Here is a 22255-nt window from a genome sequence, read left to right as displayed (position 1 = left end):
GCGCTCAAGATGACAGATATTCGTACAAGTATTGATGGTGCTCCCGACGATCGCGCCGGGCATGAGTTGATGGGCCAAAGGCACATGGCGCTCTATAAGGATGCGGCTGATTCGCTCAGATCATTCAAGGTGCCCGTTCTGGCTCACGCCGCCAATCCCCATGAGAAGATCTTCATGGTCTCTTTTGACGGAACTGGGAACAACAAGTTCTCGAAGCCATTACATGCCACAAACGTCGCGAAGATAAGCGATCAAGTTCGAGAAAGTAATCGTTTCTCGGACGGTCAAGTCTATTCGCACTACGTTGTGGGCCCGGGTACTCAGGCGGATTGGCTTACCGCCACGACCGACTCCGCTACTGGGTTCACGTATGAAGACAACATCAACGGTGCCTATGAAAAGTTCGTTGAACAAGCAAACTATTGGAGTTCGCTTGATCCGGATGCGGTTATCCGCGTACATGGGATAGGCTTTAGTCGCGGTGCAAGTCAAGTCGCCGGGTTCACCCGCTTGGTGCACGAAAGAGGGATACCCGACCTCGACAGCGGCGTTCGAAACCCCAATGGCGTCATTGAATACGAGAGATATATCGCCCCTCCTGGGCAGGTCATTCAGACGGTGGGCCTATTCGACCCGGTAGCCACCGGCGCCCCGATGAACTTCGACCGCCGCCTACCACCATCGGTCGTCTCCGGCCTCCAAATCACCGCCGCCGACGAACGTCGCATGGCGTTCCCTTCCGACCAGATCATTCTGCCGGGTCGATCGGCAGACGGCCGCTTCCTCAACATCATGGTCCCTGGGGCCCATTCGGATGTGGGAGGTGGCTATCTCCGTGACGGCGGGTCGATCCGCTGCGGCAACCTCATGCGCGACTACTGCAATGCGCTTCGTGATGAGCCGTATCTTCTGAGGGAAGCCGTTCCGACGGACCAGCGCATGAACGTCATTCATCACTCGAACAAGGGTGTGGATGTGTTTCGGTTCGATCCGCGGGAAGCCACGCGTGGCGAAGCCAGCGGCACGAACGAGCGGCTCGCGCCCCGTCACATCGAGCATGCAGGTCCGGCACCACATGGGCCGCTGCCAGCCGATCCGACGTTGCTCAAAGGTCTGGCTTATGTCGATGGAAGCCCTGGAGTGGATATCGTGGCGCCATCCAGGCCCGAGACAGGGTCATCCGGTGACCTGCGGGCGGCCGGACGACCACAACCTATGGGGACTACTGCGCTTCGATGGGTTGGCGTTGCTGGGACCGCGGCGGATGTTCTTCAAACTGGCGTAACTGTCTGGAATGACGACCGTGACGGAAACATCACGGCTGCAGACTCTCACCTCGTGCATGCCCTCAGTCGTAACGCCGCCGGCTGGGCGGGAGCACAATCTCTCATGGCGGCCGGCGCAGCCGTCGGCATTGAATCCGGCCCAGGCATGTTCGTCACCGGTGCCATCGGCGGGGTCGCCGGCTTCGTCGCGGGCGACAAGATCGCCGATGCCTATGATCAGTACCGCATCCGCAATCAAGACGATTCGCAAGGCAACACTTGGCACCACGACGACCGGCAGGGATGGACGATCGACGTTCCGCCCCTGCCGGATCATCCGCGCGGCCAGCGACTGGTCGCGGATGCCGCCCTGTCCAGCCAGTTGTCGTACCAGGCCAGCAATACGGCGGTTGAGTTGGCCTTGGGTAACGAGTACCCGACACGCGATCCCTTCGTCCAGCCGGCGTCGCCGACCGACACGCCCAGTCTCCGCGAAGCGCCCTGGACTCACCAGGTGCAAACGCACCAGTGGACCCGGCAGGTTACGGACCAGCGGCTCGAGCACGGCATGACCCGATCCCACGTGGAGGTAGCCAATCCCCAGCGGGCGGCGGAACTGAATCGTCTTGCCGAAAGCACGATCCAGCAGAACGTCTCGGAGTCGTCGCTCGGTGTCGCCCAGCGCTATCAGCTCGCCTACGAGCGGGAAGGGTGGGATCGGCATGGGCCCATGCCCGAGGCCGTCGCCCATGCCGTGGCGAGGCCCGCCGACCAGATCCTCGCGTCGGACGGCCACACCTATAGGCACGGCCGTGACCGGGAGTGGTCCCGTGACACGCTTCTTGGAAGCCGCTCCGCGGACGAGAACCTGCGAGAGGAACTGGACGCTTCGGAGCGCGTCGCCCAGGGCCTGAAGAAGGGCGTAGACACCGTGGCCCTGGCTCATCCGCACGTCGCCCCCGCGTTGCCTGCACGTCTGGACGATCCCAACCATCCCGACCACGCCTTCTTCAAGGAAATCCGGGGACACGTGGTCGAACTGGACAGGAGCCTCAACCGTTCCCCGGATCATCACACCGACAACATCGCATCGGCACTGACCGTGCAGGCACGTGCCGACGGCCTCAGTCACGTCGACCGGATCGCCCTATCCGCCGATGGGCAGGCGATGTGGGCCTCGCAAACCCCGGCCGGACGCAAGGACCACGTCTTCGACCTGACCACGAAGGTGCCGACCGCGGAAGCGAGCACGCCGATGGAACAAAGCGGGGCGAAGTGGCCTGAAGCCATGCAGCAGTTCCAGGGGCATGAGCAGGCATTGGCACAGACCCAACAGCAATCGTTGGAGCGCGCTCAAGCCGAGAGCCAGGCGCAATCCATGAGCGGGCCCGTCATGCGGCTGTAATGCCAGGGAGGCGAACGCAGGTCGGCGTTCGTCTCCGAAATACCAGCAACCATGGAGAGAACATGCGAAAGGAAGACGACCACGAGGACGATGAGGGCGCGCGCCATTCCTCGCTTATCCCGGTCCACAAGCCACCCACCCCCGACCCTCTTTACGACCAGCAACTGTTGCGTGACCTGGAGATCGTCAACGATCGGACGTACAGGGATTTGGGACCACGGCTGCGCCGCCCGTCGCCGGAGCAACCTAAGCGGAAGCCTAGTCTTCCCCCATCGCCCAATAATGTGAGTTCCTTGCCTGTACCTGATCAGGCAAAGGCGGCAGCCGTGAGCATCGGTGAATCCGCTGACGAGGATTCTGGGGCATGAACAAAGAACCGCCTCGACTTTAGGTCGGGGCGGCTCTTTGGCATGGAGCGCATGGTCGGCGGCCAAATGTCGCCTCCGGCGATCTCGTAGAAGCGCTTCTCGCTGATCGAATCAGGTATCGCCAGCAACCCCGGGATGCCGTCGTGAACGACAGGCATGACGGGGAAGAATCCCTCTCTGCTTTTCAGACATTCTAATGGCTACCCTCGCGGCACTTGTCGACCTGACGGCGTCGGGTAAGAAAGCCTGTAGGGGAACCCCTACAGAAATTAGAGCGTGAGGCCTACAGGGCATGCGCGTGACTTAATTTACGATCCTTCGCAGTGGAAGGCGCCTCTCGTTCTTCTCACGTACGCGTACGATGCTGCTTCGTTACGCATATGTGCCGGTTATCGAAGTCGCTGGCTTACTGCTTAGATGAATGAATAGATTCGTGATTCTCGTCACGGTTTACCAGGTTTCAGTTGAGCAAAGCTCGCCGCCGACAATTCGACGCCAGGGAAGGTATGGTTTATCCGCTAGGGACAACGGCACCGTCGGACAATGGCACCGTCTGCTTCGACGCTTCCGCCATGTCGTCGTGTGAGCGCTCTCAACGGTTCCGACGCCGGGTCTTTCCGGAGACGGCAGTCCAGCACCGCCACGCACTTTTTGAGATGCACTCTTGTAGTGCCCTTTGGCCTGCCATGGACGCCCGATGCAGGCGGCATCCCTTGCCCCACCATCCTTTTGAAACGCGCCTGTCAGCCGTGAAGTCGCTCGGACGTATCAACACACCGCTTCATGGAATGATATGAAGACTTTGTTCGGAATGATGGGGCTGGCCCTTTTGGCTGGTACGGCTTCGGCGGAGGATTACTGGTTCGCCCTCGACCCGCGGACGCTTCCACCACCGAACGACTCCGTCCACTATGGAACTGCCGATGCGGCATGCCGGGCAGGCTACGAGAAGGACAAGGAACAATTCGCGGGTAATCCGAGCCGGGTCCTTCTCGCCTATACACCTCCGAAGGTGGAGCCCCAGTCGGGACCGAAGTTTTTCTACGATTGCTATCAGAGCTTTACGTACACCATTGATGGGAGCTCCTGGTCGTTCGACCATATCCCTCACTTTATCCAACTACAGGGCGACTCCTGCCCGAACCTTGAAGTGTTCGATCCGCAAGCGGGGCAGTGCGAATCACTGGACGAGTTCAATCGACGGCGCCAGTTGGGCGATCCCAACAACAATCCGAACAACGACCCGAATGATTGCCAGGGCAATCCCATCAACGCGGCCATTGGCAACAAGTTCGAGCGTGAGGTGGACTTCCAGGACGAAAACGGTGAACTGGTATTCGAGCGCTTCTATAACGGCTTGCTTGGTACATGGGGACACACTTACAGCGATACCCTGACGGTCGGTGATTCGTCGGCGACTCTGACGTTCGACGATGGCCGCTCATCGCTCTTTGCCATCCAGGGCGCGACCATCTCGAGTGAGCCAAGCGAACGGGGCATTCTTTCGCGCGCGGGCTCCAACTGGACCTATGCCGGCCCCGACAATCGTGTGCTGACATTTGATGGCTCGGGCCAACTTATCGCGGTGAAGTTGGCTGATGGACGAACGACCAGCCTTACGCATGGTTACGACGCTAATTTCAATCCCCAGGTCACGGTCAAGGACTCCCAGGGTCACGTATTGACTTGGGTCGAGGACATGTCGGGCCCCCTGGCTAGCCTCAAGACCACCGGGCTCAGTGTTGCGTACACCTATGGTCCTTTGGGACAGCTCGTCTCCGCGACTCGCACCTTTGGCAGCAAAACCGCCACCCGAACCTATCTCTACGAAGTCCCAGACAACCCTGCGCTGATGACCGGACTCATCGACGAGCGCGGCGTCCGTTTTGCCTCGTGGTCTTATGACGACCAGGGAAGGGCCATCTCGAGCGAGCATGCAGGTGGAACGGACAAGATCACCATCACCTATGTGGACGATACAACGACCAAGGTGATCAATGCCCTCGGGCATGTCGTGACTTACACCTATACGGTGAAAGCCGGCACCAGGCGCATGAGCCACGTCCAGGGTGAACCCGTTCCTGGATGTCCCATCAGCAATTCCTCGTTCACATACGATGCACGGGGCCAGATTGCGACGAAGACCGATGCGCTGGGGCATGTGACGGCATTTAGCTATGACACGCAGGGGCGAATCACGGCAAAAACCGAAGCCAAGGGTACCGCCCAGGAGCGCGTGACAACCACCACGTGGGATGGGACAAGTTTCAGACCCAAGACGGTCACGACGCCTGACCGCGTAACGACCTACACCTACGACACGCAGGGCCGGCTCACTTCGACAAGCGTGGTCGCGCGGGCGCAGTAGCACGGCGCCGTAATAGGACTTAGAAGTGCAAGACGATGGAGTGGCGCATGAGAATTCTCTTTTTCCTGGCTGGCTTGGTTTTCAGCACAGGCGCAATGGCAGGTGAGTATTACTACACCCTCGACAAGGACGGATCAGACCCTGCGACGATCCATTACGCCACACCAGACGAAGCATGTCATGTCGCATACGCGAATGATATGGCGGGTCCACCGCCAGGTGAGGACGCAGATACGCCCCTTCCTTATAAGGACGCTTACGTTTCCTATGCGTATCCGCCAAAAGTGGAAATCTGGGGATGTGACGTCCTTTGGACCAACTCGAAATCGGGTGGAACGTACGAATATGGCCACGTCATTTACAGGAATGGTGACGATTGCACAGCCGAGCAGGTTTACAATCCGATGTCTGGCTATTGCGAGTCACCGGACAAAGAGCAAGATCGCAAGGAGCTCGGCGATCCAGCCAGTCCGGCCAATGTCGGGTTCGTTTCCTGCGGTGATCCGGTCAATCCGGCAAACGGAAATGTGTTCGAATCCGAAACAGACTACGAAGATCGCGACGGAGAACTTCGTTTCTCTCGAAGCTATAACAGTGGCAGTGGTGCCGGCTGGTCCACCACCCTCAGTACACGCGTATATGCCGATACGGACGCCGATTTCCGCGGCGCTGTAGTTTCATTCGAAGATGGTCGCACAGCTCTCTTCATTGCGAAGAACGGGTCGCTTGTACCGGAAGGTGGTGAGCTTGGCACGCTGGTGAAAAACGTTAGTGAATGGGTCTACACGTCTCGGTTCAACGATCAGATGAGATTCGATCTGCAAGGACGGCTCATTCGCTGGCAGAGGCCTGACGGCCGTGCCATCACTATCGCTTACAGCACCACGCCGACTTATGACATTGTCATGACGGTAACGGACTCGCTCGGACACCAAATGGTCTACACCACCCATTATGGATGGCCGTCTTCGCTTGTCGCAGGAAACTTGACGATTACCTACACCGTCGATGCGTCCTTCCGGTTGACGGGTGTCAAGAAGACCTGGCCCGGGCACGCGACGACCCGCAGTTACCTTTACGAAGACTCGAGCCAACCCAAGTTGCTGACCGGCATCGTTGACGAGCGGGGCATCAGGGTGAGTACCTGGGCGTATGACTCGAATGGACGGGCGGTGTCTGCGGCGATGGCCGGCGGAAAGGGCGCTTTTGCATTCGCCTACGACACCGATAGCTCGACGACGGTAACCAATCCGCTCGGACATCCGGTGGTGTACCGCTTCGACATAGTCCAGGGCGCCAAGCGCATCACTGCCATCGAAGGTGAGCCAGTGGCCGGATGTCCCGCATCGAACTCGACGTTCATCTACACGGCGAACGGCCAACTCGATAGCCGCACCGACGCCGTGGGCAGCAAGACGGCGTTTGTCTATGACGCCAGGGGGCGGGAGACCTCGCGCACTGAGGGGAAGGGGACCAATGCCGAGCGGACGGTCACCACGACGTGGGATGGCACCAGCTTCCGGCCGAAGACGGTGACCACCCCCGACCGTGTGAAGACCTACAGCTACGACGCGGAAGGGCGGACGATTTCGGTCGTGACGTCCGCTAGCCACTAACAATCTATCGGATGCCAAATTCATGAAACAGAAGAATGGTGGATTTTTGGCAAGGGCGTCACTGGCGATCGCCTTGATAGCGGCTGTACAGCCGGTATTTGCGAGCTATTACTACGTCATCGATGGCGGCACGAGCGACCCCGATGCAGTGCAGTACCCTTCGGCTGATGCGGCATGCCAAACGGCATACGCCAATGACGTTCAACAGGGGAGTCCATTTCCAGGTTACCCATTTCCGCCGCCATATACAGCGCCCGTCTTGGTCTACGAGTCGCCCAGGGCTGCTGGGTATAATTGTTACATCGCATGGCAGCAGACTCCTGGCGATACCATCAACGTCGCTCTTTTCGCGCATGGTGTAACGCGCTTGGGAAATAACTGTGGCGATGGAACGTCTTATAACCAGGCGACGGGAGCATGCGAGAAGAAGGACGATGAACTCGATCGCATGGAAACTGGCGACGTTTCGGCGACTGTAGCCGGCATGTGCTTTGTTGGTGATCCCATCAACCCGGCCGGGGGTAATGTCTACGAGCGCGAGGTTGACTACACCGATCGAGATGGGGTGCTGGTCCTTGCACGCGTCTACAACAGCCGCGTCGGCGGCTGGACGATGGAGGCCGACAGCCAAATCTGGTTTGACAGGGACGGTGCTGCGGTTGTTTTTCCGGATGGCCACATCTCGCTCTTCAAACGCTCGGGTGACCTGTATGCAGGGGAGCCTGGCGAGCGCGGGACACTGACCTACACCGCAGGCGTGTGGTCGTATACGTCCCCGGATACAACTGTCTATAGCTACACGATGGCCGGCACGTTGTCCGGTATCAGGTATCCCTCCGGACGCTTCGTCACCTTCGTGCGCAGTGCCAGCAATCCCTTTGCTTCTACGACGACGATGACGGACGACCTCGGGCACAGTCTGGTGGTCAACTACGCGTTCAACCGCCTCGGCTCGGCGACGGTTGGTGGACTGACCGTTTCCTACACGTTCGACAGTTCAAACCGTCTGTCGAAGGTGGCCCGGAAAAAGGACGGGCACACGACAACCCGCCAATACCTCTACGAGGATACCGTCAACACGAATTCCATGACCGGGCTCATCGACGAGCGCGGTGTGCGCATTGCCACGTGGACCTATGACGCACAGAACCGGGCGGTGTCGAGCTCGATGCCGCTGGCTGCCGGCAAGGTGACGGTGGTCTACGGGGCGGATGGCACGACCACCGTCAGCAACGCGCTGGGTCACCCGGTGACCTACGAATACCAATTAGTCAATGGCGGCAAGCGCATCAGTGCCATCCATGGCGAGGCGGTCGCAGGCTGTCCGGCGGCCAATTCCACTTTTACTTACACCGATGCCGGCCAGATGGCGGCCCGGACCAATGCGCTCGGTCAGGTGACGGCGTTTGTCTATGACGACGAAGGGCGGGAGACGTCCCGGACAGAAGCGAAGGGCACCCCGGACGAGCGCCAGACCACCACGACCTGGGATGGCACCAGTTTTCGCCCGAAAACGGTCACCACGCCGGACCGCCAGACCACCTACAGCTATGACGTGCAGGGCCACCTGCTGTCGACCACCATTCATTCGGTCAAGGAGTGAGCATCATGAAGACCAAGCTTCGCTGGACCCCGCTGGCCCTGGCCCTTGTTGCGGCCATGAGTCACGCGGCGACCGCTGATCGTGCGTCGACCGCGACCTATAACGCCAAGGGGCTGGTTGAGACTGTCGACGGCCCGCGTACGGACGTCACTGACGTGACTCACTATGCCTATGACGACCAGGGGCGCTTGTTCACGGTCACGAACGCCATGGGGCAGGTGACGAAGTACGAGAACTACGATCTCTACGGCAACCCCGGCAAGGTGACCGATGCCAACGGCGTCGTGACGCTTCTCACGTACACGCCGGAGGGATGGTTGCAGACGACAACCGTCAACGCCAACGGGGCAGCGGCGGTGACGACCTTGACCTACGATGCCGTGGGCAATGTCACCCAGACCAAGGACGCCGACGGGGTCGTACTCAACTACACCTTCGACGATGCCAGTCGTCTGACCGATATCACGGACGAGGCCGGGAACCGCATCCACTACACCCTGGACGCGGCAGGCAACCGGACCAAGGAAGAGACCTTCGATGCCTCGGGTGCGGTCCGCCGAAAGGTGTCGCGTTCGTTCAACAGCCTGAGCCAGTTGCTGACCGTCACGGATGCCTTGAACCGCACGGTGCTGTCGTTTGACACCGCCGACGGCTACGACGCCGAAGGCAAACCGGTGCACGCGCGGGATGCCAAGGGCGTGCAGCAGAAGCAAGGATACGATGCGCTCGGCCGTCTGGTCAGCACCATCAACGACTACAACGGAACGAACACGGCGACTGCCAACGCCCAGACGGTTTCCCAGTACGACGCCAGCGACAACGTGGCCGGGATCAGCGACCCGTCGGGTCTCAGTACGGTCTACGATCACAACGGATTGGGGGATCTGACCGGCATCCACAGTCCGGATACGGGAACGACCCTGTTTACGGTCGATGCGGCAGGCAACCGCATCACGAAGACCGACGCGAGGGGGATCGTCACGACCTATGCCTACGACGCGTTGAACCGGGTGACGTCGGCGACCTACGCCGATGCCAGCCTCAACGTGGCCTACTTCTACGACGAGGCCAGCACGATGACCGGGTGTGCTGCCTCGTCACCCGTGGGCCACCTGACCCGGGTCGTCGAAAACGGGGTGACCACGAGCTACTGCTACGACGCTCGTGGCAACGTGACCGACAAGCGCCAGACGCAGGGCACCGTCACGGACGCCATGCACTACGCCTATACGCCGGCCAACCGTGTCCAGAGCGAGACCCGGCCTGGCGGCGCCGTGGTGGCTTACACCCGAAACAGCCTCGGGCAGGTTACCGGTGTGACGGTGACGCCGGCGTCAGGCGCGGCGCAAACAGTTGCCTCGAACATCACCTGGTTGCCGTTTGGTCCCATGCAGGCCTATACCCTCGGCAACGGCCAGACCGTCACCCGCACCTACGACAGCAACTACCGAGTCACCGACATCGTTTCCCCGGCCCTCGAGCTCCATTTCTCGCTCGACGAGATGGGCAACATCACGGGGGTGAGCGAGTCGGGTGGCGGCACGGCGAGCTACCTCTACGACCCGCTCTACCGGCTGACTTCCGTCAGGAACGCGACCGGTACGGCAGTCGAGGCCTACACGTACAACCCCACCGGGGACCGCCTGAGCAAGACGGCGCCGGGGGCCTACACGGGGACGTACAAGTACAAGGCTGGCACGCACTGGCTGACCAATATGGGCACGGCCACCCGCACGTATGACGCCAATGGCAACACGACAGGCAACTCGGCGGCGGGCACAGTGTGGGGCTACGGATACAACGGCCGGAATCGGATGACGGCGATTACACAAAATGGCGCGACCGTTGGCACCTACGTGTACAACGCCATGAACGAGCGAGTGTCCAAGAGCCATGGCTCGACGACCACGCGTTTTGTCTACGACCAAGCGAGCCAACTAATCTCCGAGGTATCGGGCTCGACGCAGCGCGACTACATAGCCGTTGCCGGCATCCCGCTGGCCGTGGCTGATGGTGCTTCCCTCGGCTTCATTACGGCGGACGGCCTCGGCTCGCCTCGCGCGGTGACGTCGTCGACCGGTGCTGTTGTCTGGACCTGGCCGTATGCGACCAATCCGTTTGGCGAGAACCGGCCGGTTTCAAGCACGGGCTATGTGCTGAACCTACGGCTGCCAGGCCAGTACGCAGACGGGGAAGCCGGACTGAAATACAATCTCAATCGCAGCTTCGATGCGGCAACGGGGCGGTATCTTGAGAGCGATCCGGTCGGCCTTGCTGCCGGACCGAGCACCTATGGATATGTCGAAGGCAACCCGCTGGCGCTCATCGACCCATTGGGCCTCGACGACTCCCAGTGCATGCTGAACCCAGCGTGGTGCGGTCAGGTCCATCAGGTCAACAAACCGTTTGTCTTTGGTTCTATCGAGGGAGAAACGAACGGCCCTGCCAGAGTCGGCGCTGAGGGCGTTGCGCTGGTAGGTTACAACCCGGACGATGGTTGGTCTGCAGGCGTCATCGGTGCGGGTCTGACTGCTGTTGGAACCAACGAGAACTATGTCGCCGGCGCCGTCGGTGTCGAGAAAATGCTCGGCGAAGAGTCGACGACAATCAAGCTTGCCGAATTTAACGTCGGACTACCCGTCCTGGGCCCGTGGGGCGGTCTGTCCGTTGGTGGGGGATATTACGAGACGAAGAGCGAATGTGGTGCATATATCCACGTATCGGGCAATATTGTGGGTGAGCATGCGGCTCTGGGTATCGGTACCTCGACGGCGCCGATGCCGAAACAGAACTGAGTTGACTGCATCCGGGGAGAGCCAGGTGGTTGTTTTTTCCATTCCACATCGTGGCCGCATCGCGTCCTGTTTTTCGCTCGCTGCCGTTTCAGGTCTGGCATTCTCTCTCGAGTGGCCGGCTACACCATGGATCTGCCTGCTTACGGGCGGTGCTGCCATTTGGATATGTTTTGAAAGACAACGAGTCGAAGTTGACGGGAAGCGGGTGACTTTCACGAGGACTTTCGTTGGTAAGGCCGTCGGCACACCTCAAATGATCGATACGTCGAACGGAGTTCGTGCGATTTTGTCCGTGCTTCTGCGTCGGAGGGGGCTTCCAAGTCCTATGCGGCGGATTGCCTTTCTCAAGGATGGGCGGGCAATCGCGTGGACCAAGGATTTGCCGCCAGATATTGAGGCTCCCCTCCTGTTGTCACTGAAGACGGAAGCTGCGCTTGAGGTATCGGTGATCGAATCAGGCGGCTCGTTTCGCCCGAGGGTTCTGTAGCGTTGGCGATTCGTCGAGGTCAAGCAATATGAGTAAGGAGCCTTCAGCTCCCAAAGGGATGAAATGAAGCGTCGATTGATAAGTTTGCCGGGCCTTGTCCTGCTCTCTGTCCTTGGCTCAAGCCATGCAGTGGCATCGGCCCGGACGACCGCGCCCTCTGCAGGTATCGAGCCCTGGATGGTCGGCTACTGGAAGGTGTCGAAGAACGAGGACCCGTTGCCACCCGATACCTTCGGCATTGGAGCGGATGGGACATACATTATGCAGGGCATCGGCTGCGGGGTGGACGTCCGGGGAAGGGCGCATGTGTTTGACGGTGAGATATTCACCCGGCTCATCCTGCCTGGAAAGGGGCCCATCGGGTTCATCCTCAAGCCCGATGGTCAGGGCAACCTGACCTTCACTTCCACACGCACCCAACGAAATGCCACCTATAGCAAGCTTCCCGGAAACCCTTGCCCCAGTGGCCCAATCGGTCATCCGGGACCGGTCGCGCCCCACGAAGGGAATTGACCTAGTGCTCCGACTCTTTGTCATGGATTGATGCCACGCATCTTGATATTGCATATCCAAAGAACGCAAAGCTCAACTTCCGGGCGGATATCTACGGAAAAATCAATATCAGGTCGCATCCCCAGCAGTAAAACCGAGCGGGAGCCACAATGGATACAGCAACTACCGGGTTACCGACATCGTCTCCCCGGCCCTCGAACTCCACTTTTCGCTCGACGAGATGGGCAACATTACCGGGTGAGTGAGTCGGGCGGCGGTACGGCGAGTTATACCTACGATCCCCTTTACCGCCTCACGGCTGTTAATGATGCAGCAGGTCATGCCGTTGAAGCCTACGCCTACAACCAGACGGGTGACCGCCTGAGTAAGACCGCCCCGGGTGCTTACACCGGTACCTACAAGTACAAGGCAGGCACGCACTGGCTCACGAACATGGGAGCGGCTACCCGCACGTATGACGCTAACGGCAACACGACTGGCAACTCGGCGGCCGGTGTCGTGTGGGGCTACGTTTACAATGGCCGAAACCGCATGACGGCTGTCCAGCAGAACGGTTCGACGGTTGGCACCTATGTCTACAACACGCTTGGCGAGAGAGTGTCGAAGTCCTTTAGTGCCACGACGACGCGTTTTGTCTACGACGAGGCGAGCCAACTGGTCTCCGAGGCATCGGGCTCGACGCGGCGCGACTACATTGCCGTTGCTGGTATCCCGATGGCCGTGGCCGATGGTGGGTCGCTCGGCTTCATCACGGCGGATGGCCTTGGCTCGCCCCGCGCGGTCACATCGTCGGCCGGTGCTGTCGTCTGGAACTGGCCGTACGCAACCAACCCGTTTGGCGAGAACCGGCCGGTCTCGAGCACGGGCTATGTACTGAACCTCCGGCTGCCAGGCCAGTACGCGGACGGGGAAGCCGGACTCAAATACAACCTCAATCGCAGCTATGATGCGGGGACGGGGCGGTATCTACAGAGCGATCCCATTGGACTCGAGGGAGGAATGAGCACTTACGCGTATGCCCTGGGCAATCCCCTGGCGCATTCCGATATGCTCGGACTGGATGTTTGGGTTTGTAGAGATCCCGCCTTTGAAGGCAAGTTCGGCCCCATTGATCACTATTGGCCGAAAACCGATACTCAGGAGGCGGGAATGGGAACAGCGAAAGCCGGTGCGAACGCTGGTAACCAGTACGATTTTCTCGGAAGTCGGGTTGAGACAGTGCCCCATGGCAATCGTAGTGGGGGGTCAAACGCGGAATGCCGCCTAGTTCCAGGTGCAGACGAAGCATCGGTTAACCGGTTGATTTCGCCGGGAAGGCCTCTGGGCCGGTTCGTACCGCCAGTCAACTACTGTCATTCTTTTGTTCGTGACGTGCTGGACCAGTCAAACGGACAGGATCCGTTTGATCGGCCTATGCCTATACCCAGCCCCTACCTGTCGGATCCTTACAAATGAGGTTCTCACTTCGGTATACGTTGGCCTTGGCCATTCTTCTCGCAGGTTGCCATGGACAGGAGGACCGAGCAGTTTTGGACGCCACGCCCGGATATGTCTGCAATCCTCCTGGTAAAACCACCTACGGGCCTTGGGGACAAGCCGGGGTCACCAAAGCCTGTCTTGATGGGAATGGCAAAATCGCTGGGACGTCCATGGCTGCTGAATGGGGGCGAATCTTTTTCGTGGAAAACTTTGACCAGAGGCAAAAACGCTGGGTCGTTGAGTACTACGACAAGGAGGGAAGGGTGGAAAAACGCGTAGAGAAGGATTCGCCCGGTAATCTCTAGTCATCGAAGACACAGCGCCATTATTCATAGTTTCGTCATGCGCTGTAACGCTCGCATTCCGAAAGAAAGGAAGGGGGCAGCATGAAAAATGGCGAGTTCCGAGTGACTTGTCGACCCCCCGTAAACTTACTCCAGACATAAACCGAGGTCTCTGGGCAAAATATCCCCAAGGAGACCCACGATGCGCAAGAGCAAATTCACCGAAAGCCAGATCGTCGCGACGCTTAAGCAGGTCGAAGGCGGCAGGCAGGTCAAGGACATGTGCCGGGAGCTAGGCATTTCCGAGGCGACCTACTACACCTGGAAATCGAAGTACGGTGGCATGGAGGCGTCGGATGTTCATCGTCTGCGCGATCTGGAAGCGGAGCACAACAAGCTCAAACGCATGTACGCGGATTTGGCGATGGAGAACCACGGGCTGAAGGAATAAGCAAATGGGCAAAGACTATCCCCATATTCCCCAATCGAATGTAGACAACATTACTCGTGGCTACAACGACCAGAAAATGGGAAACCTATGCACCGTCCGCTGACAGTTCCGAAAATTGACGCCCTCCTCGCCGGTTTTCTGAAGCTCTCCTTTCTTTCCCTGACGCTGGGTGTCTCACTCGCAGGTTGCAGTGACGATTCCGCCGTGGTTTGGCGAAAAGATCTCCGTTCCCTCGATGGAAGCAGTATCGTGGTGGCAAAGACAACCCAGTACAGCGGACCGGGAACGGCGGCCGTCTTCACGACGGTGGATGTTGCACGCGCGGACGGAGAGGGTAAGCCGGTTCAGATACTGGTCTTTGAAGTCCCCTCCGAACACAATCCCTCGGCAATCACGGTGGATATATCGTGGGTTGACGCAACGCATCTTGATGTTGCATATCCGAAGGACGCGAAGATCAGCTTCCGGGCTGACCTCTATGGGAACATCAATATAAACTCTCATCCCCGCCAGTAAATCGCGATGATCGGTATGTCGGGGGTTCCCGGTTGCCTTGCCTTCGGACTCTGTTCGGCATGGGCTGCGCACCGATTCACCTGACGGAGTGTGGAGCACTGTGGACGGCAACATTTCTGGTCCATGGATAGCTTCGCCGCCTGTGTACACTGATGCTCCTATTGAAGCTGGGCTACATTGGGGGCATTGATTGGGCCTTGGCCAAATGAGTGCCATACGGTTCGAACGATGGCTACTAGCGCTCTCCTGCATAGGACTATGCCGATGCTTTCCGTTGTGTTGATTCTTGTTTTTATTTCCATCATGGAGCTAGTGCTTGGCGTCGGCTTATTGGCATTCGTTTTCTATCCACTGAAAAAATCTTCTTGGCCTAACCATCGTAAGCGTGCAGCATTCATTGCATTGGGCATCCTTCTCGTTTCACCTGCAGTCGCACCTGCCGGAACGCTTGCCGTAATCTCCCTTCCGTTAGGCGTTTTGCTGGCCTTTGTACGTTCATCGACAGACGCCATGTTCCTGCTTAAAACATGGTGGTTTCTCGTGCCATCGATGCTCATAACGGGAGTAGTGTGCAGGTACGTGGCCCATCGACTTTTTACTACGCAGGTTGCTCCGGCCTAGAGTGCCCATGTCGAAAGCAACCGGTTGGGCCCTGCCGAAATGGCGTGGCACTCGTCACAACTCCGCCGTTACTCCAAATGTTTAAAGCACTTTTCCTGATCAGCGCGCTTCTCGGTTTCGCCAGCTTTTTCTGGGCTGCCACCGGTGCTGTAAAGCTCATGCGCATCAACGTTCGTGACAGAGCAGGGAGAAAGCAGGCTCCTTTGAGCGATCCATTCAATGCAATGCTGATGCCGGGCCTGGGTGCGGAAGGGCTTTCCTTGCGGCGCAGGGTTTGGATGGCTTTTCTCACTTGTATCATGTGCGTGGTGGTGGCCGTCACGGCAACACACTGGATGTGAGTTGGAAGGAATGCGGAGTTTATGTGCATGTGTCCGGCAACATTTTGGGCGAGCACGTGGCGCTTGGAGCCGGTACTTCGACGGCTCGCGTTCCGAAATAAAGGAAGGAAGCAAGATGAACCTATCGGTCATCCGGGACCTGCCGCTCGTATAGCGCTTTAAGGAATAACTGTGCTGACTTCGTATACGACACCCTGACTCAGGGAGGAGTGCCAGTGCACAAGCCGCATCTGCTACCTTCCGTTCCTAACGATATCCTTGATCCTAGTGGAAGCCACGTCGACTGGAATGACACAAAGCACGAAGGGCTTTATCCCTCGCACTGGAACCCCGGCACTTTTAAAAACGCTTACTGGTGAGAAAAATGACTCGAAACCGTAAATTATTGCTTCTATTCTTTATTTCCGCTTTCGTGCATTTTGGTCTTTCTCTATATTGGCTTTCCAGAGCTATTGAATGCGGGGCGTCGAATACATGCGCTGATTGGATTAACTGGGCGGACTACGTTGTCGGCTTTCCAATTTTTGATTTTCTTCGTCTTGTTGAAGGTGATGGTTCGCATTCGAGCGGGGAAATGCTCTTTGCTTTGCTACCAGCAAATTCTGTTTTGGTTAGCATAATCATTACCGCACTTGGCTTTTCAATTGCCTCCAAGCGTGGGCGGCCCAGAGATTTGTAGACCGCTCGGGCCGAGGGGCGTGACACTTTAAAAAATACCGGCGCGTACTTTGCCAAGGGCCAAGTACGCGTTTATTGGTGTTCACCTCGACGATTGAGCTGGAGGGCCACCTATGGGTACGGTTCTCGGGACGCGAAGTCGATCCCGAGCTTATTCGCCGCAGCCTGGCCACCATGCTCGGAGCTTACTCGGTCGCGTGGCTTGTGGCGGGGCCGGAGATACATTCGCGCCCGATCACAGCGTTTGTTTCCGTCTTCGATGGCGAAGGTTGGGCCGTATTGGGGGACGGGTACGGCGAATCGGGATTTACTGCGAATCTGGATCGCTCGATTTGATTCGCGCATCCACCGCGACCCAATTCGTCTCCCACGTACGCCCCCCATCCACCGAATACGCCTGCTCGAACCGCGCCGAATCATTCGAAACCTTCGACACGACGAACCGCACCAGGATCGCCCGCCCATCGAGGCTGTCCTGCCCGAAGAATTCCCCACGCCCCTCCCGAAAACTTCCATACACCGGCTGCGTCATGGCACCGTTACGCACGCTCGCGTAATTCAGGCTCCACTGCCTGGCCTGCGGGTTGTAGAGGCGCAGGCTCACGCCTTCGATACGCCCACCTGGCCCTTCCACCCGCAGTTCGACCAGATTCGCCTGGCCGTCGAGCACCTTGCGGATCACGCTGGTCCCGCTGTACTCCACCCACTCGCTGGACCCAGACAGTGGCTTGGCCAGCCGGCGCAGTTCGGTCTTCCACGTGCCGATTTCCCAGTCGAAATCGTGCTGACCGTCGGACTGGGCGGCGCCGGAACCGGCTTGCGCAGGCATCACTAACGCGTACATAGTCAGCCATGCCAGCATGAGTAGCACACTGCGGAAGCGGAATCGCAGGGTGTTTTGCATGGTCCTTCCCGGTCGGTGCGATGCGGGAAGGATGCGAGCGCGAGGGGACCATGAACAAGAAGGCACCTGCAGGTAACCGTGCACCGATCGAAGGCTGTCCCTTGTCGGCGGCCTTTGCGGCCATCGGTGGCAAGTGGAAGCTGACGATCCTGTACTGGCTCGCGCATGGCGAGCTGCACTTCGCCGGGCTGGAACGGCGTGCCGCGCCCATCTCGCACAAGGTGCTGGCGGAGCAACTTCGCGAACTCGAGGCCGACGGCATCGTCGTGCGAACCCCCACCGGTGCGGTCCCTGCACCGGTGATCTATCAACTGACGCCCTACGGGCAGACCCTGCTGCCGATCATCGAATCCGTGCGCCTGTGGGGCGAGGGCCACCTGCGACGCTTGTCGGTGCTTCCGCGATCCGACGCCATGGCATGCGGCACACCCATCACGCCTCGTTAGCCCACCGCACGGCGTCGGCTCCCGCCGGGATGCGCATCGGGCTCGACGGATCGGTCGCCGCCCGCCATACCGCTTCCGCCACGTCCACGGATCGGGTGATCTCGGTCGACTCCGCCCATCCCTCGAAAATGCGCTGCGCGAAGCCGGCATAGGGTTCGGGAAAGCCATGCTGCATGCGGGTCTGCCCGTTTTCGGCGAAGCGCGTATCCGGCGCGCGTCCCGGCAGCACCAGCCGCACGCGTACGTTGAACGGCTCCAGCTCCAGTGCCAGCGATTCCGTGAACGCGTTCACCGCCACCTTGCTCGCGGTGTAGACGGACAGCAGGGGTAGCGACCTCAGGGTGACGGTCGAGGTGACGTTCACGACCACGCCCGACTGCCGCTGCCGGAACTGCGGCACGAAAGCCTGCGTCGTGGCGATGGTCCCGAGCGTATTGGTCTCGAAGATCTCCCGCGTGGTTTCCATCGGCGTGCCTTCGAGCGCATTCAGCATGCCGATGCCGGCGTTGTTGACCAGCACGTCGATCGGTCCCGCCGCCTCCACGGCCTGGCGGATGCTTTCCGGGTCGGTGACGTCGAGGGCGATCACGCGCAGGTGCTCGGAGCGCGGCAGGACGTCCTCGCGCGGCGTGCGCATGGTGGCGATGACCTTCCAGTCGCGATCGAGGAAGTAACGGGCGGTCTCGAGACCGAAGCCGGACGAGCATCCCGTGATAAGGACGGTTTTCATGGAGAAACTCCTGTGGGGTGTGCAGGGGTGGAACGATAGGCTTCCGCCACCGGACTGGATACGATGTAAAGTCCAGGAAACGTTTGCAGGAGTCCGGCCGTGATCGATCCCCTCGCCGAAGTGGTCTCGCTGCTGCAGCCGGACGCCCGGCTCTCGAAGGTGAGCAGCGGGGCAGGTCGTTGGCATGTGCGCCGCGCGGAACACGGACAGCCTTTCTATTGCGTGATCCTGGACGGGTCGTGCCGTCTGGTGATCGATGGCCGCGAGCCGCTCGTCGTTCAGGACGGCGATTTCGTGTTGATTCCCTCGGCACACGGCTTCACGGTGACGAGCCTCGACCCACCGGAGCCGGGGACCGCCGAAGCCGTGCCTGTCCAGCGGGACGATGGCGAATACCGGCTGGGCGATACGGATGTGCCTGCCGAGGTGCGCATGCTGGTCGGCCATTGCGTCTTCGGCTCGCCGGATGCGGCGCTGCTGGTCTCGCTCCTGCCGGAGCTCGTGCACGTGCGTGGCGAGTGGCGGTTGGCGACCCTCGTGCGGCTCCTGGGCGAAGAGTCCCGCGCGCAACGCCCGGCCCGCGACGTGATCCTGGCGCGGCTTCTCGAAGTGCTTTTCATCGAGGCCCTGCGATCCACGGCGGGCACATCCGCATCGCCCGGACTCCTTCGTGGACTCGCCGATACGCGCCTCGCCACCGCCATCCGGCGGATGCATGAAAGCCCGACGCGATCCTGGACAGTGGCGCAGCTGGCGAAAGAGGCGGCACTCTCGCGCTCGGCGTTCTTCGAACGCTTCAACCGCGCGGTGGGCGTCGCGCCGATGGAATACCTGCTTGCCTGGCGCATGGCCCTGGCGAAGAACCTGCTGCGTAACAAGGAAGGCAATGTCGCGGAGGTGGCCGAGCGCGTGGGCTATAGCTCGGCGAGCACGTTCAGTGTGGCGTTCACCCGTTACGTGGGAGTACCACCTACGCGGTATGCGCGCGGTGCTTGATCGCCCACGCGGCGATCGACACATTGAGGAGCGCCATGCACGTCCAGATGCCCGGACCATGCGACTCGGCGAGCGCCATGTCGCGGAAGACGGGCATCCATAGTGATCCGTCGCTGGTTCTCAGCAGCGCATCCTGTGCAACGTTGTTCGCGATGTGGAAGCCGGCGACCAAGGGCAGACTCCGTGTCATCGACATCAAGCTGGCATAAAGCAGGCCGCTGCTACCGACGACCAGCACGGCCGGCAGCCACGAAACGCCACCAGCCTTGTGCGCTAGCACGAAGATGACCGTCGGTATCGTTAGCGCGGCGATGAGACCGTAATCCTGACGCAGGCGCTCCATGCCATAACTCCGGTAACCCACTTCTTCCGCGATGCCCATCGCAAACGAAGCAAGGGTACCCGTGACGACAGCTTCCCAGCGCAAGGTGGGATTGACCTGCCATTGAAAGGGTGCCCAACACGCCACGATCGCGACCCAGGCCAATGACAGCGCCAAGCCGCAGGCAAGACCCAGCGCGCAGCGTTTCAGTGCATGGGACGCAAGGGACACGCCATAGCGCGACCAGCGCAAGCCATCGCGGCGTAGGTAGACCGTCGTCAGGAACACCACCGACACCATCACCAACACGCATTTGAGCAACCACGCGAGGCTGGGATCGGAATGTCGTCCCGCCACCACGGTTGCCAGGAACGTGCTGCCGAACGCCGCCATCGCGATGACGGCGAAGTACGCCCATGCGTACCAGGCGGGGCGGGGCGGCATGCGGGCACTCCGGCAGAGGGCGGCATTCAAGGTTAGGAAGGCGGCCTGTGGTTGGCGTGTGTCGTAGGTCATTCAATGATCCTCTATCCCTTGCCTCGGAAGCCCCTCGCTGTCCTAATGATGACAAGTATTCAAGAATCTATTCATTACATAAAAAATCATATAGTTAAGTACATGAAACAATTAGTTATTGCGGAAAAGTATCTATTCATGTATCTATTCACGTCATGAACGTCAATTCGCAGACCAGCCGCCTGATCGATGCCCTGAGGCAGCGGGGGCCTGCGAGTGCCCGCGACCTTGGCGAAGCACTGGGTGCCTCGCAGCCCACGGTCTCGCGCTTACTCACCGAGGCCGGGGGCCACATCGCGCGTATCGGCCGCGCACGCCGCACCCGCTACGCCGCCCTGCGTGATGTGCGTGGACTCGGCACCCAATGGCCACTGTTCCGTCTGGACACGCGAGGGCAACCCGTCGCTTTCGGTCACCTGAGCGCACTCTATGGCGCCGGCAGCCTGGTGACCGTAGCCCATCCTGTCGACTGGCTCCGCGATGAATTCGCCGATGGACTGTTCCCCGGGGTGCCATGGTTCCTCGACGACCAGCGGCCGCAAGGCTTCCTGGGGCGCCAGTTCGCACAACGGTGGTCGCGCGAACTCGACTTGCCGCCCGACATCCTGCGCTGGAACGATGACGCCGTGCTCGCGGCGCTCTTGCTTCGTGGCGGAGACGGGCCCGGTGATTTCATCCTGGGAGATGCCGCGCTTGAGCGTGCCCTGCAATGGGAACCTCAGCCGATCACTTCCGCTTCCCGGCACGTGCATTACGCGGAACTGGCAAGGGCGGCGCTCGCGGGCGAGGCCGCGGGCTCTCCCGCAGCGGGTGAACAGCCAAAGTTCACGGCGACCGTGGAGGACGAGGACGGCACCGTCCGTCATGTCATCGTGAAGTTCAGTGAGCCGGTGGATGACCATCCCGCCGCGCGTCGTTGGGCCGACCTGTTGATATGCGAACACATAGCCGGTGAGCTACTGGCCGAGCATGGCAATCCCAGTGCCCGCACGGATCTCGTCTGGTCACAGGGCCGGATGTGCCTCGAAGTAACCCGCTTCGATCGCGTGGGTGTGTACGGGCGAAGAGGTTGCGTGACGTTGGCGGCATGGAGCGACGCGCACGATGGCGAGCGCGACGACTGGCCCCGTGCGACTGCCCGCATGGTGCAAGGCGGTTGGCTAGGCGAGAGTGCCCTTGACCTCGTTCGGCAACGCTGGTGGTTCGGTCGCCTGATCGGCAATACCGACATGCACTTCGGCAACCTGAGCTTCTTCGTCGACGGCGAACTTCCGTTTCATCTCACCCCCAACTACGACATGTTGCCGATGCTCTACCGGCCCGGCACCAGCGGGGCGCTGCTGCCTCGCGACTACAAGCCCGCCGTGCCCACCCCCGCCGATGCGCACTATTGGCAAATGGCAGCGGAGTGGGCCGAGCTTTACTGGCGGCGCGTGGCTGCGCACGCGGAGATAAGCGGCGGATTCCGCGACCTGGCGCAGGCCAACCACGCCGTGGTGTCGCGCCTGCGCCAGCGGTTCACCCCGTAGACCCCGCCGTTCAGCGCTTCCG

At 60.0% G+C, this 22255-nt stretch carries 17 protein-coding genes and 1 pseudogene; 14 read left to right on the top strand and 4 right to left on the bottom strand.

Annotated features, from left to right (window positions below; all coding sequences use genetic code 11):
- Window positions 1–9 precede the first annotated feature (9 nt).
- Window positions 10–2670 (top strand): XVIPCD domain-containing protein, encoded by a 2661-nt coding sequence (locus tag ACN9M2_RS15945; RefSeq protein WP_426285613.1) that lies wholly within the window; start codon window positions 10–12, stop codon window positions 2668–2670.
- Between the two features lie 307 nt (window positions 2671–2977).
- Here ACN9M2_RS15945 and ACN9M2_RS15940 read toward each other — a convergent pair whose 3' ends face one another.
- Window positions 2978–3196 carry a hypothetical protein gene (locus ACN9M2_RS15940; RefSeq protein ID WP_426285612.1) on the bottom strand — a complete coding sequence of 73 codons (219 nt, stop codon included), beginning with the start codon at window positions 3194–3196 and terminating at the stop codon, window positions 2978–2980.
- 635 nt (window positions 3197–3831) lie between these two features.
- Between ACN9M2_RS15940 and ACN9M2_RS15935 the strand changes: the two genes are divergently transcribed.
- The 10 genes and pseudogenes from ACN9M2_RS15935 to ACN9M2_RS15890 all read left to right on the top strand — a co-directional run bounded on the left by ACN9M2_RS15935 (window position 3832) and on the right by ACN9M2_RS15890 (window position 16112).
- Entirely contained in the window at window positions 3832–5406 is a 1575-nt protein-coding gene (locus ACN9M2_RS15935; RefSeq protein WP_426285611.1) for a DUF6531 domain-containing protein, read from the top strand.
- Window positions 5407–5453: 47 nt separating this feature from the next.
- Window positions 5454–7022 (top strand): RHS repeat domain-containing protein, encoded by a 1569-nt coding sequence (locus ACN9M2_RS15930; RefSeq protein WP_426285610.1) that lies wholly within the window; start codon window positions 5454–5456, stop codon window positions 7020–7022.
- Between the two features lie 22 nt (window positions 7023–7044).
- The gene (locus ACN9M2_RS15925) at window positions 7045–8625 is read left to right on the top strand and encodes a DUF6531 domain-containing protein (RefSeq protein WP_426285609.1); all 1581 of its coding nucleotides are present in this window, start codon (window positions 7045–7047) and stop codon (window positions 8623–8625) included.
- 5 nt (window positions 8626–8630) lie between these two features.
- Window positions 8631–11420, top strand: coding sequence for an RHS repeat-associated core domain-containing protein (locus tag ACN9M2_RS15920; protein WP_426285608.1), 2790 nt, complete (start codon window positions 8631–8633; stop codon window positions 11418–11420).
- 550 nt (window positions 11421–11970) lie between these two features.
- Window positions 11971–12420 carry a hypothetical protein gene (locus tag ACN9M2_RS15915; protein ID WP_426285607.1) on the top strand — a complete coding sequence of 150 codons (450 nt, stop codon included), beginning with the start codon at window positions 11971–11973 and terminating at the stop codon, window positions 12418–12420.
- A 237-nt stretch (window positions 12421–12657) separates the two neighbouring features.
- Window positions 12658–13875, top strand: coding sequence for an RHS repeat domain-containing protein (locus ACN9M2_RS15910; RefSeq protein WP_426285606.1), 1218 nt, complete (start codon window positions 12658–12660; stop codon window positions 13873–13875).
- Between the two features lie 510 nt (window positions 13876–14385).
- A pseudogene (locus ACN9M2_RS15905) lies at window positions 14386–14631 on the top strand (transposase); the annotation flags it as partial.
- Window positions 14632–14721: 90 nt separating this feature from the next.
- Window positions 14722–15150 (top strand): hypothetical protein, encoded by a 429-nt coding sequence (locus ACN9M2_RS15900; RefSeq protein WP_426285605.1) that lies wholly within the window; start codon window positions 14722–14724, stop codon window positions 15148–15150.
- 264 nt (window positions 15151–15414) lie between these two features.
- The gene (locus tag ACN9M2_RS15895) at window positions 15415–15771 is read left to right on the top strand and encodes a hypothetical protein (protein WP_426285604.1); all 357 of its coding nucleotides are present in this window, start codon (window positions 15415–15417) and stop codon (window positions 15769–15771) included.
- Between the two features lie 44 nt (window positions 15772–15815).
- Entirely contained in the window at window positions 15816–16112 is a 297-nt protein-coding gene (locus ACN9M2_RS15890) for a hypothetical protein (RefSeq protein WP_426285603.1), read from the top strand.
- A 985-nt stretch (window positions 16113–17097) separates the two neighbouring features.
- Here ACN9M2_RS15890 and ACN9M2_RS15885 read toward each other — a convergent pair.
- Window positions 17098–17694 carry a hypothetical protein gene (locus ACN9M2_RS15885; RefSeq protein ID WP_426285602.1) on the bottom strand — a complete coding sequence of 199 codons (597 nt, stop codon included), beginning with the start codon at window positions 17692–17694 and terminating at the stop codon, window positions 17098–17100.
- Window positions 17695–17744: 50 nt separating this feature from the next.
- Here ACN9M2_RS15885 and ACN9M2_RS15880 point away from each other — a divergent pair, with 50 nt between their 5' ends.
- Window positions 17745–18140 carry a winged helix-turn-helix transcriptional regulator gene (locus tag ACN9M2_RS15880; protein WP_426285601.1) on the top strand — a complete coding sequence of 132 codons (396 nt, stop codon included), beginning with the start codon at window positions 17745–17747 and terminating at the stop codon, window positions 18138–18140.
- Here the strand turns inward: ACN9M2_RS15880 and ACN9M2_RS15875 are convergent.
- Window positions 18127–18870 carry an SDR family oxidoreductase gene (locus tag ACN9M2_RS15875; protein WP_426285600.1) on the bottom strand — a complete coding sequence of 248 codons (744 nt, stop codon included), beginning with the start codon at window positions 18868–18870 and terminating at the stop codon, window positions 18127–18129. The genes ACN9M2_RS15880 and ACN9M2_RS15875 overlap by 14 nt on opposite strands.
- A gap of 99 nt (window positions 18871–18969) precedes the next feature.
- Between ACN9M2_RS15875 and ACN9M2_RS15870 the strand changes: the two genes are divergently transcribed.
- Window positions 18970–19866: an AraC family transcriptional regulator gene (locus ACN9M2_RS15870; protein ID WP_426285599.1), complete on the top strand. Its 897-nt coding sequence runs from the start codon at window positions 18970–18972 to the stop codon at window positions 19864–19866.
- Here the strand turns inward: ACN9M2_RS15870 and ACN9M2_RS15865 are convergent.
- Window positions 19841–20632 (bottom strand): CPBP family glutamic-type intramembrane protease, encoded by a 792-nt coding sequence (locus ACN9M2_RS15865; RefSeq protein ID WP_426285598.1) that lies wholly within the window; start codon window positions 20630–20632, stop codon window positions 19841–19843. The two genes, ACN9M2_RS15870 and ACN9M2_RS15865, sit on opposite strands and share 26 nt — an antisense overlap.
- Window positions 20633–20859: 227 nt before the next feature.
- Between ACN9M2_RS15865 and yjjJ the strand changes: the two genes are divergently transcribed.
- Entirely contained in the window at window positions 20860–22233 is a 1374-nt protein-coding gene (yjjJ, locus tag ACN9M2_RS15860; RefSeq protein WP_426285597.1) for a type II toxin-antitoxin system HipA family toxin YjjJ, read from the top strand.
- The last annotated feature ends 22 nt before the right edge of the window (window positions 22234–22255 follow it).

The sequence above is a fragment of the Luteibacter sp. E-22 genome (genome assembly GCF_049913125.1).
In the GTDB taxonomy this organism is placed as follows: Bacteria; Pseudomonadota; Gammaproteobacteria; order Xanthomonadales; family Rhodanobacteraceae; genus Luteibacter.
The sequence above is the reverse complement of the archived record's forward strand: the minus strand, read 5'-3'. Positions and strand labels throughout refer to the sequence as shown.

Bases quoted from the DNA above. Each gene is read 5' to 3' on its own strand.
- ACN9M2_RS15945 (WP_426285613.1), top strand. From the start codon at position 10: ATGACAGATATTCGTACAAGTATTGATGGTGCTCCCGACGATCGCGCC.
- ACN9M2_RS15940 (WP_426285612.1), bottom strand. From the start codon at position 3,196: ATGCCTGTCGTTCACGACGGCATCCCGGGGTTGCTGGCGATACCTGAT.
- ACN9M2_RS15935 (WP_426285611.1), top strand. From the start codon at position 3,832: ATGAAGACTTTGTTCGGAATGATGGGGCTGGCCCTTTTGGCTGGTACG.
- ACN9M2_RS15930 (WP_426285610.1), top strand. From the start codon at position 5,454: ATGAGAATTCTCTTTTTCCTGGCTGGCTTGGTTTTCAGCACAGGCGCA.
- ACN9M2_RS15925 (WP_426285609.1), top strand. From the start codon at position 7,045: ATGAAACAGAAGAATGGTGGATTTTTGGCAAGGGCGTCACTGGCGATC.
- ACN9M2_RS15920 (WP_426285608.1), top strand. From the start codon at position 8,631: ATGAAGACCAAGCTTCGCTGGACCCCGCTGGCCCTGGCCCTTGTTGCG.
- ACN9M2_RS15915 (WP_426285607.1), top strand. From the start codon at position 11,971: ATGAAGCGTCGATTGATAAGTTTGCCGGGCCTTGTCCTGCTCTCTGTC.
- ACN9M2_RS15900 (WP_426285605.1), top strand. From the start codon at position 14,722: ATGCACCGTCCGCTGACAGTTCCGAAAATTGACGCCCTCCTCGCCGGT.
- ACN9M2_RS15895 (WP_426285604.1), top strand. From the start codon at position 15,415: ATGCTTTCCGTTGTGTTGATTCTTGTTTTTATTTCCATCATGGAGCTA.
- ACN9M2_RS15885 (WP_426285602.1), bottom strand. From the start codon at position 17,694: ATGCAAAACACCCTGCGATTCCGCTTCCGCAGTGTGCTACTCATGCTG.
- ACN9M2_RS15880 (WP_426285601.1), top strand. From the start codon at position 17,745: ATGAACAAGAAGGCACCTGCAGGTAACCGTGCACCGATCGAAGGCTGT.
- ACN9M2_RS15875 (WP_426285600.1), bottom strand. From the start codon at position 18,870: ATGAAAACCGTCCTTATCACGGGATGCTCGTCCGGCTTCGGTCTCGAG.
- ACN9M2_RS15865 (WP_426285598.1), bottom strand. From the start codon at position 20,632: ATGCCGCCCCGCCCCGCCTGGTACGCATGGGCGTACTTCGCCGTCATC.
- yjjJ (WP_426285597.1), top strand. From the start codon at position 20,860: ATGAACGTCAATTCGCAGACCAGCCGCCTGATCGATGCCCTGAGGCAG.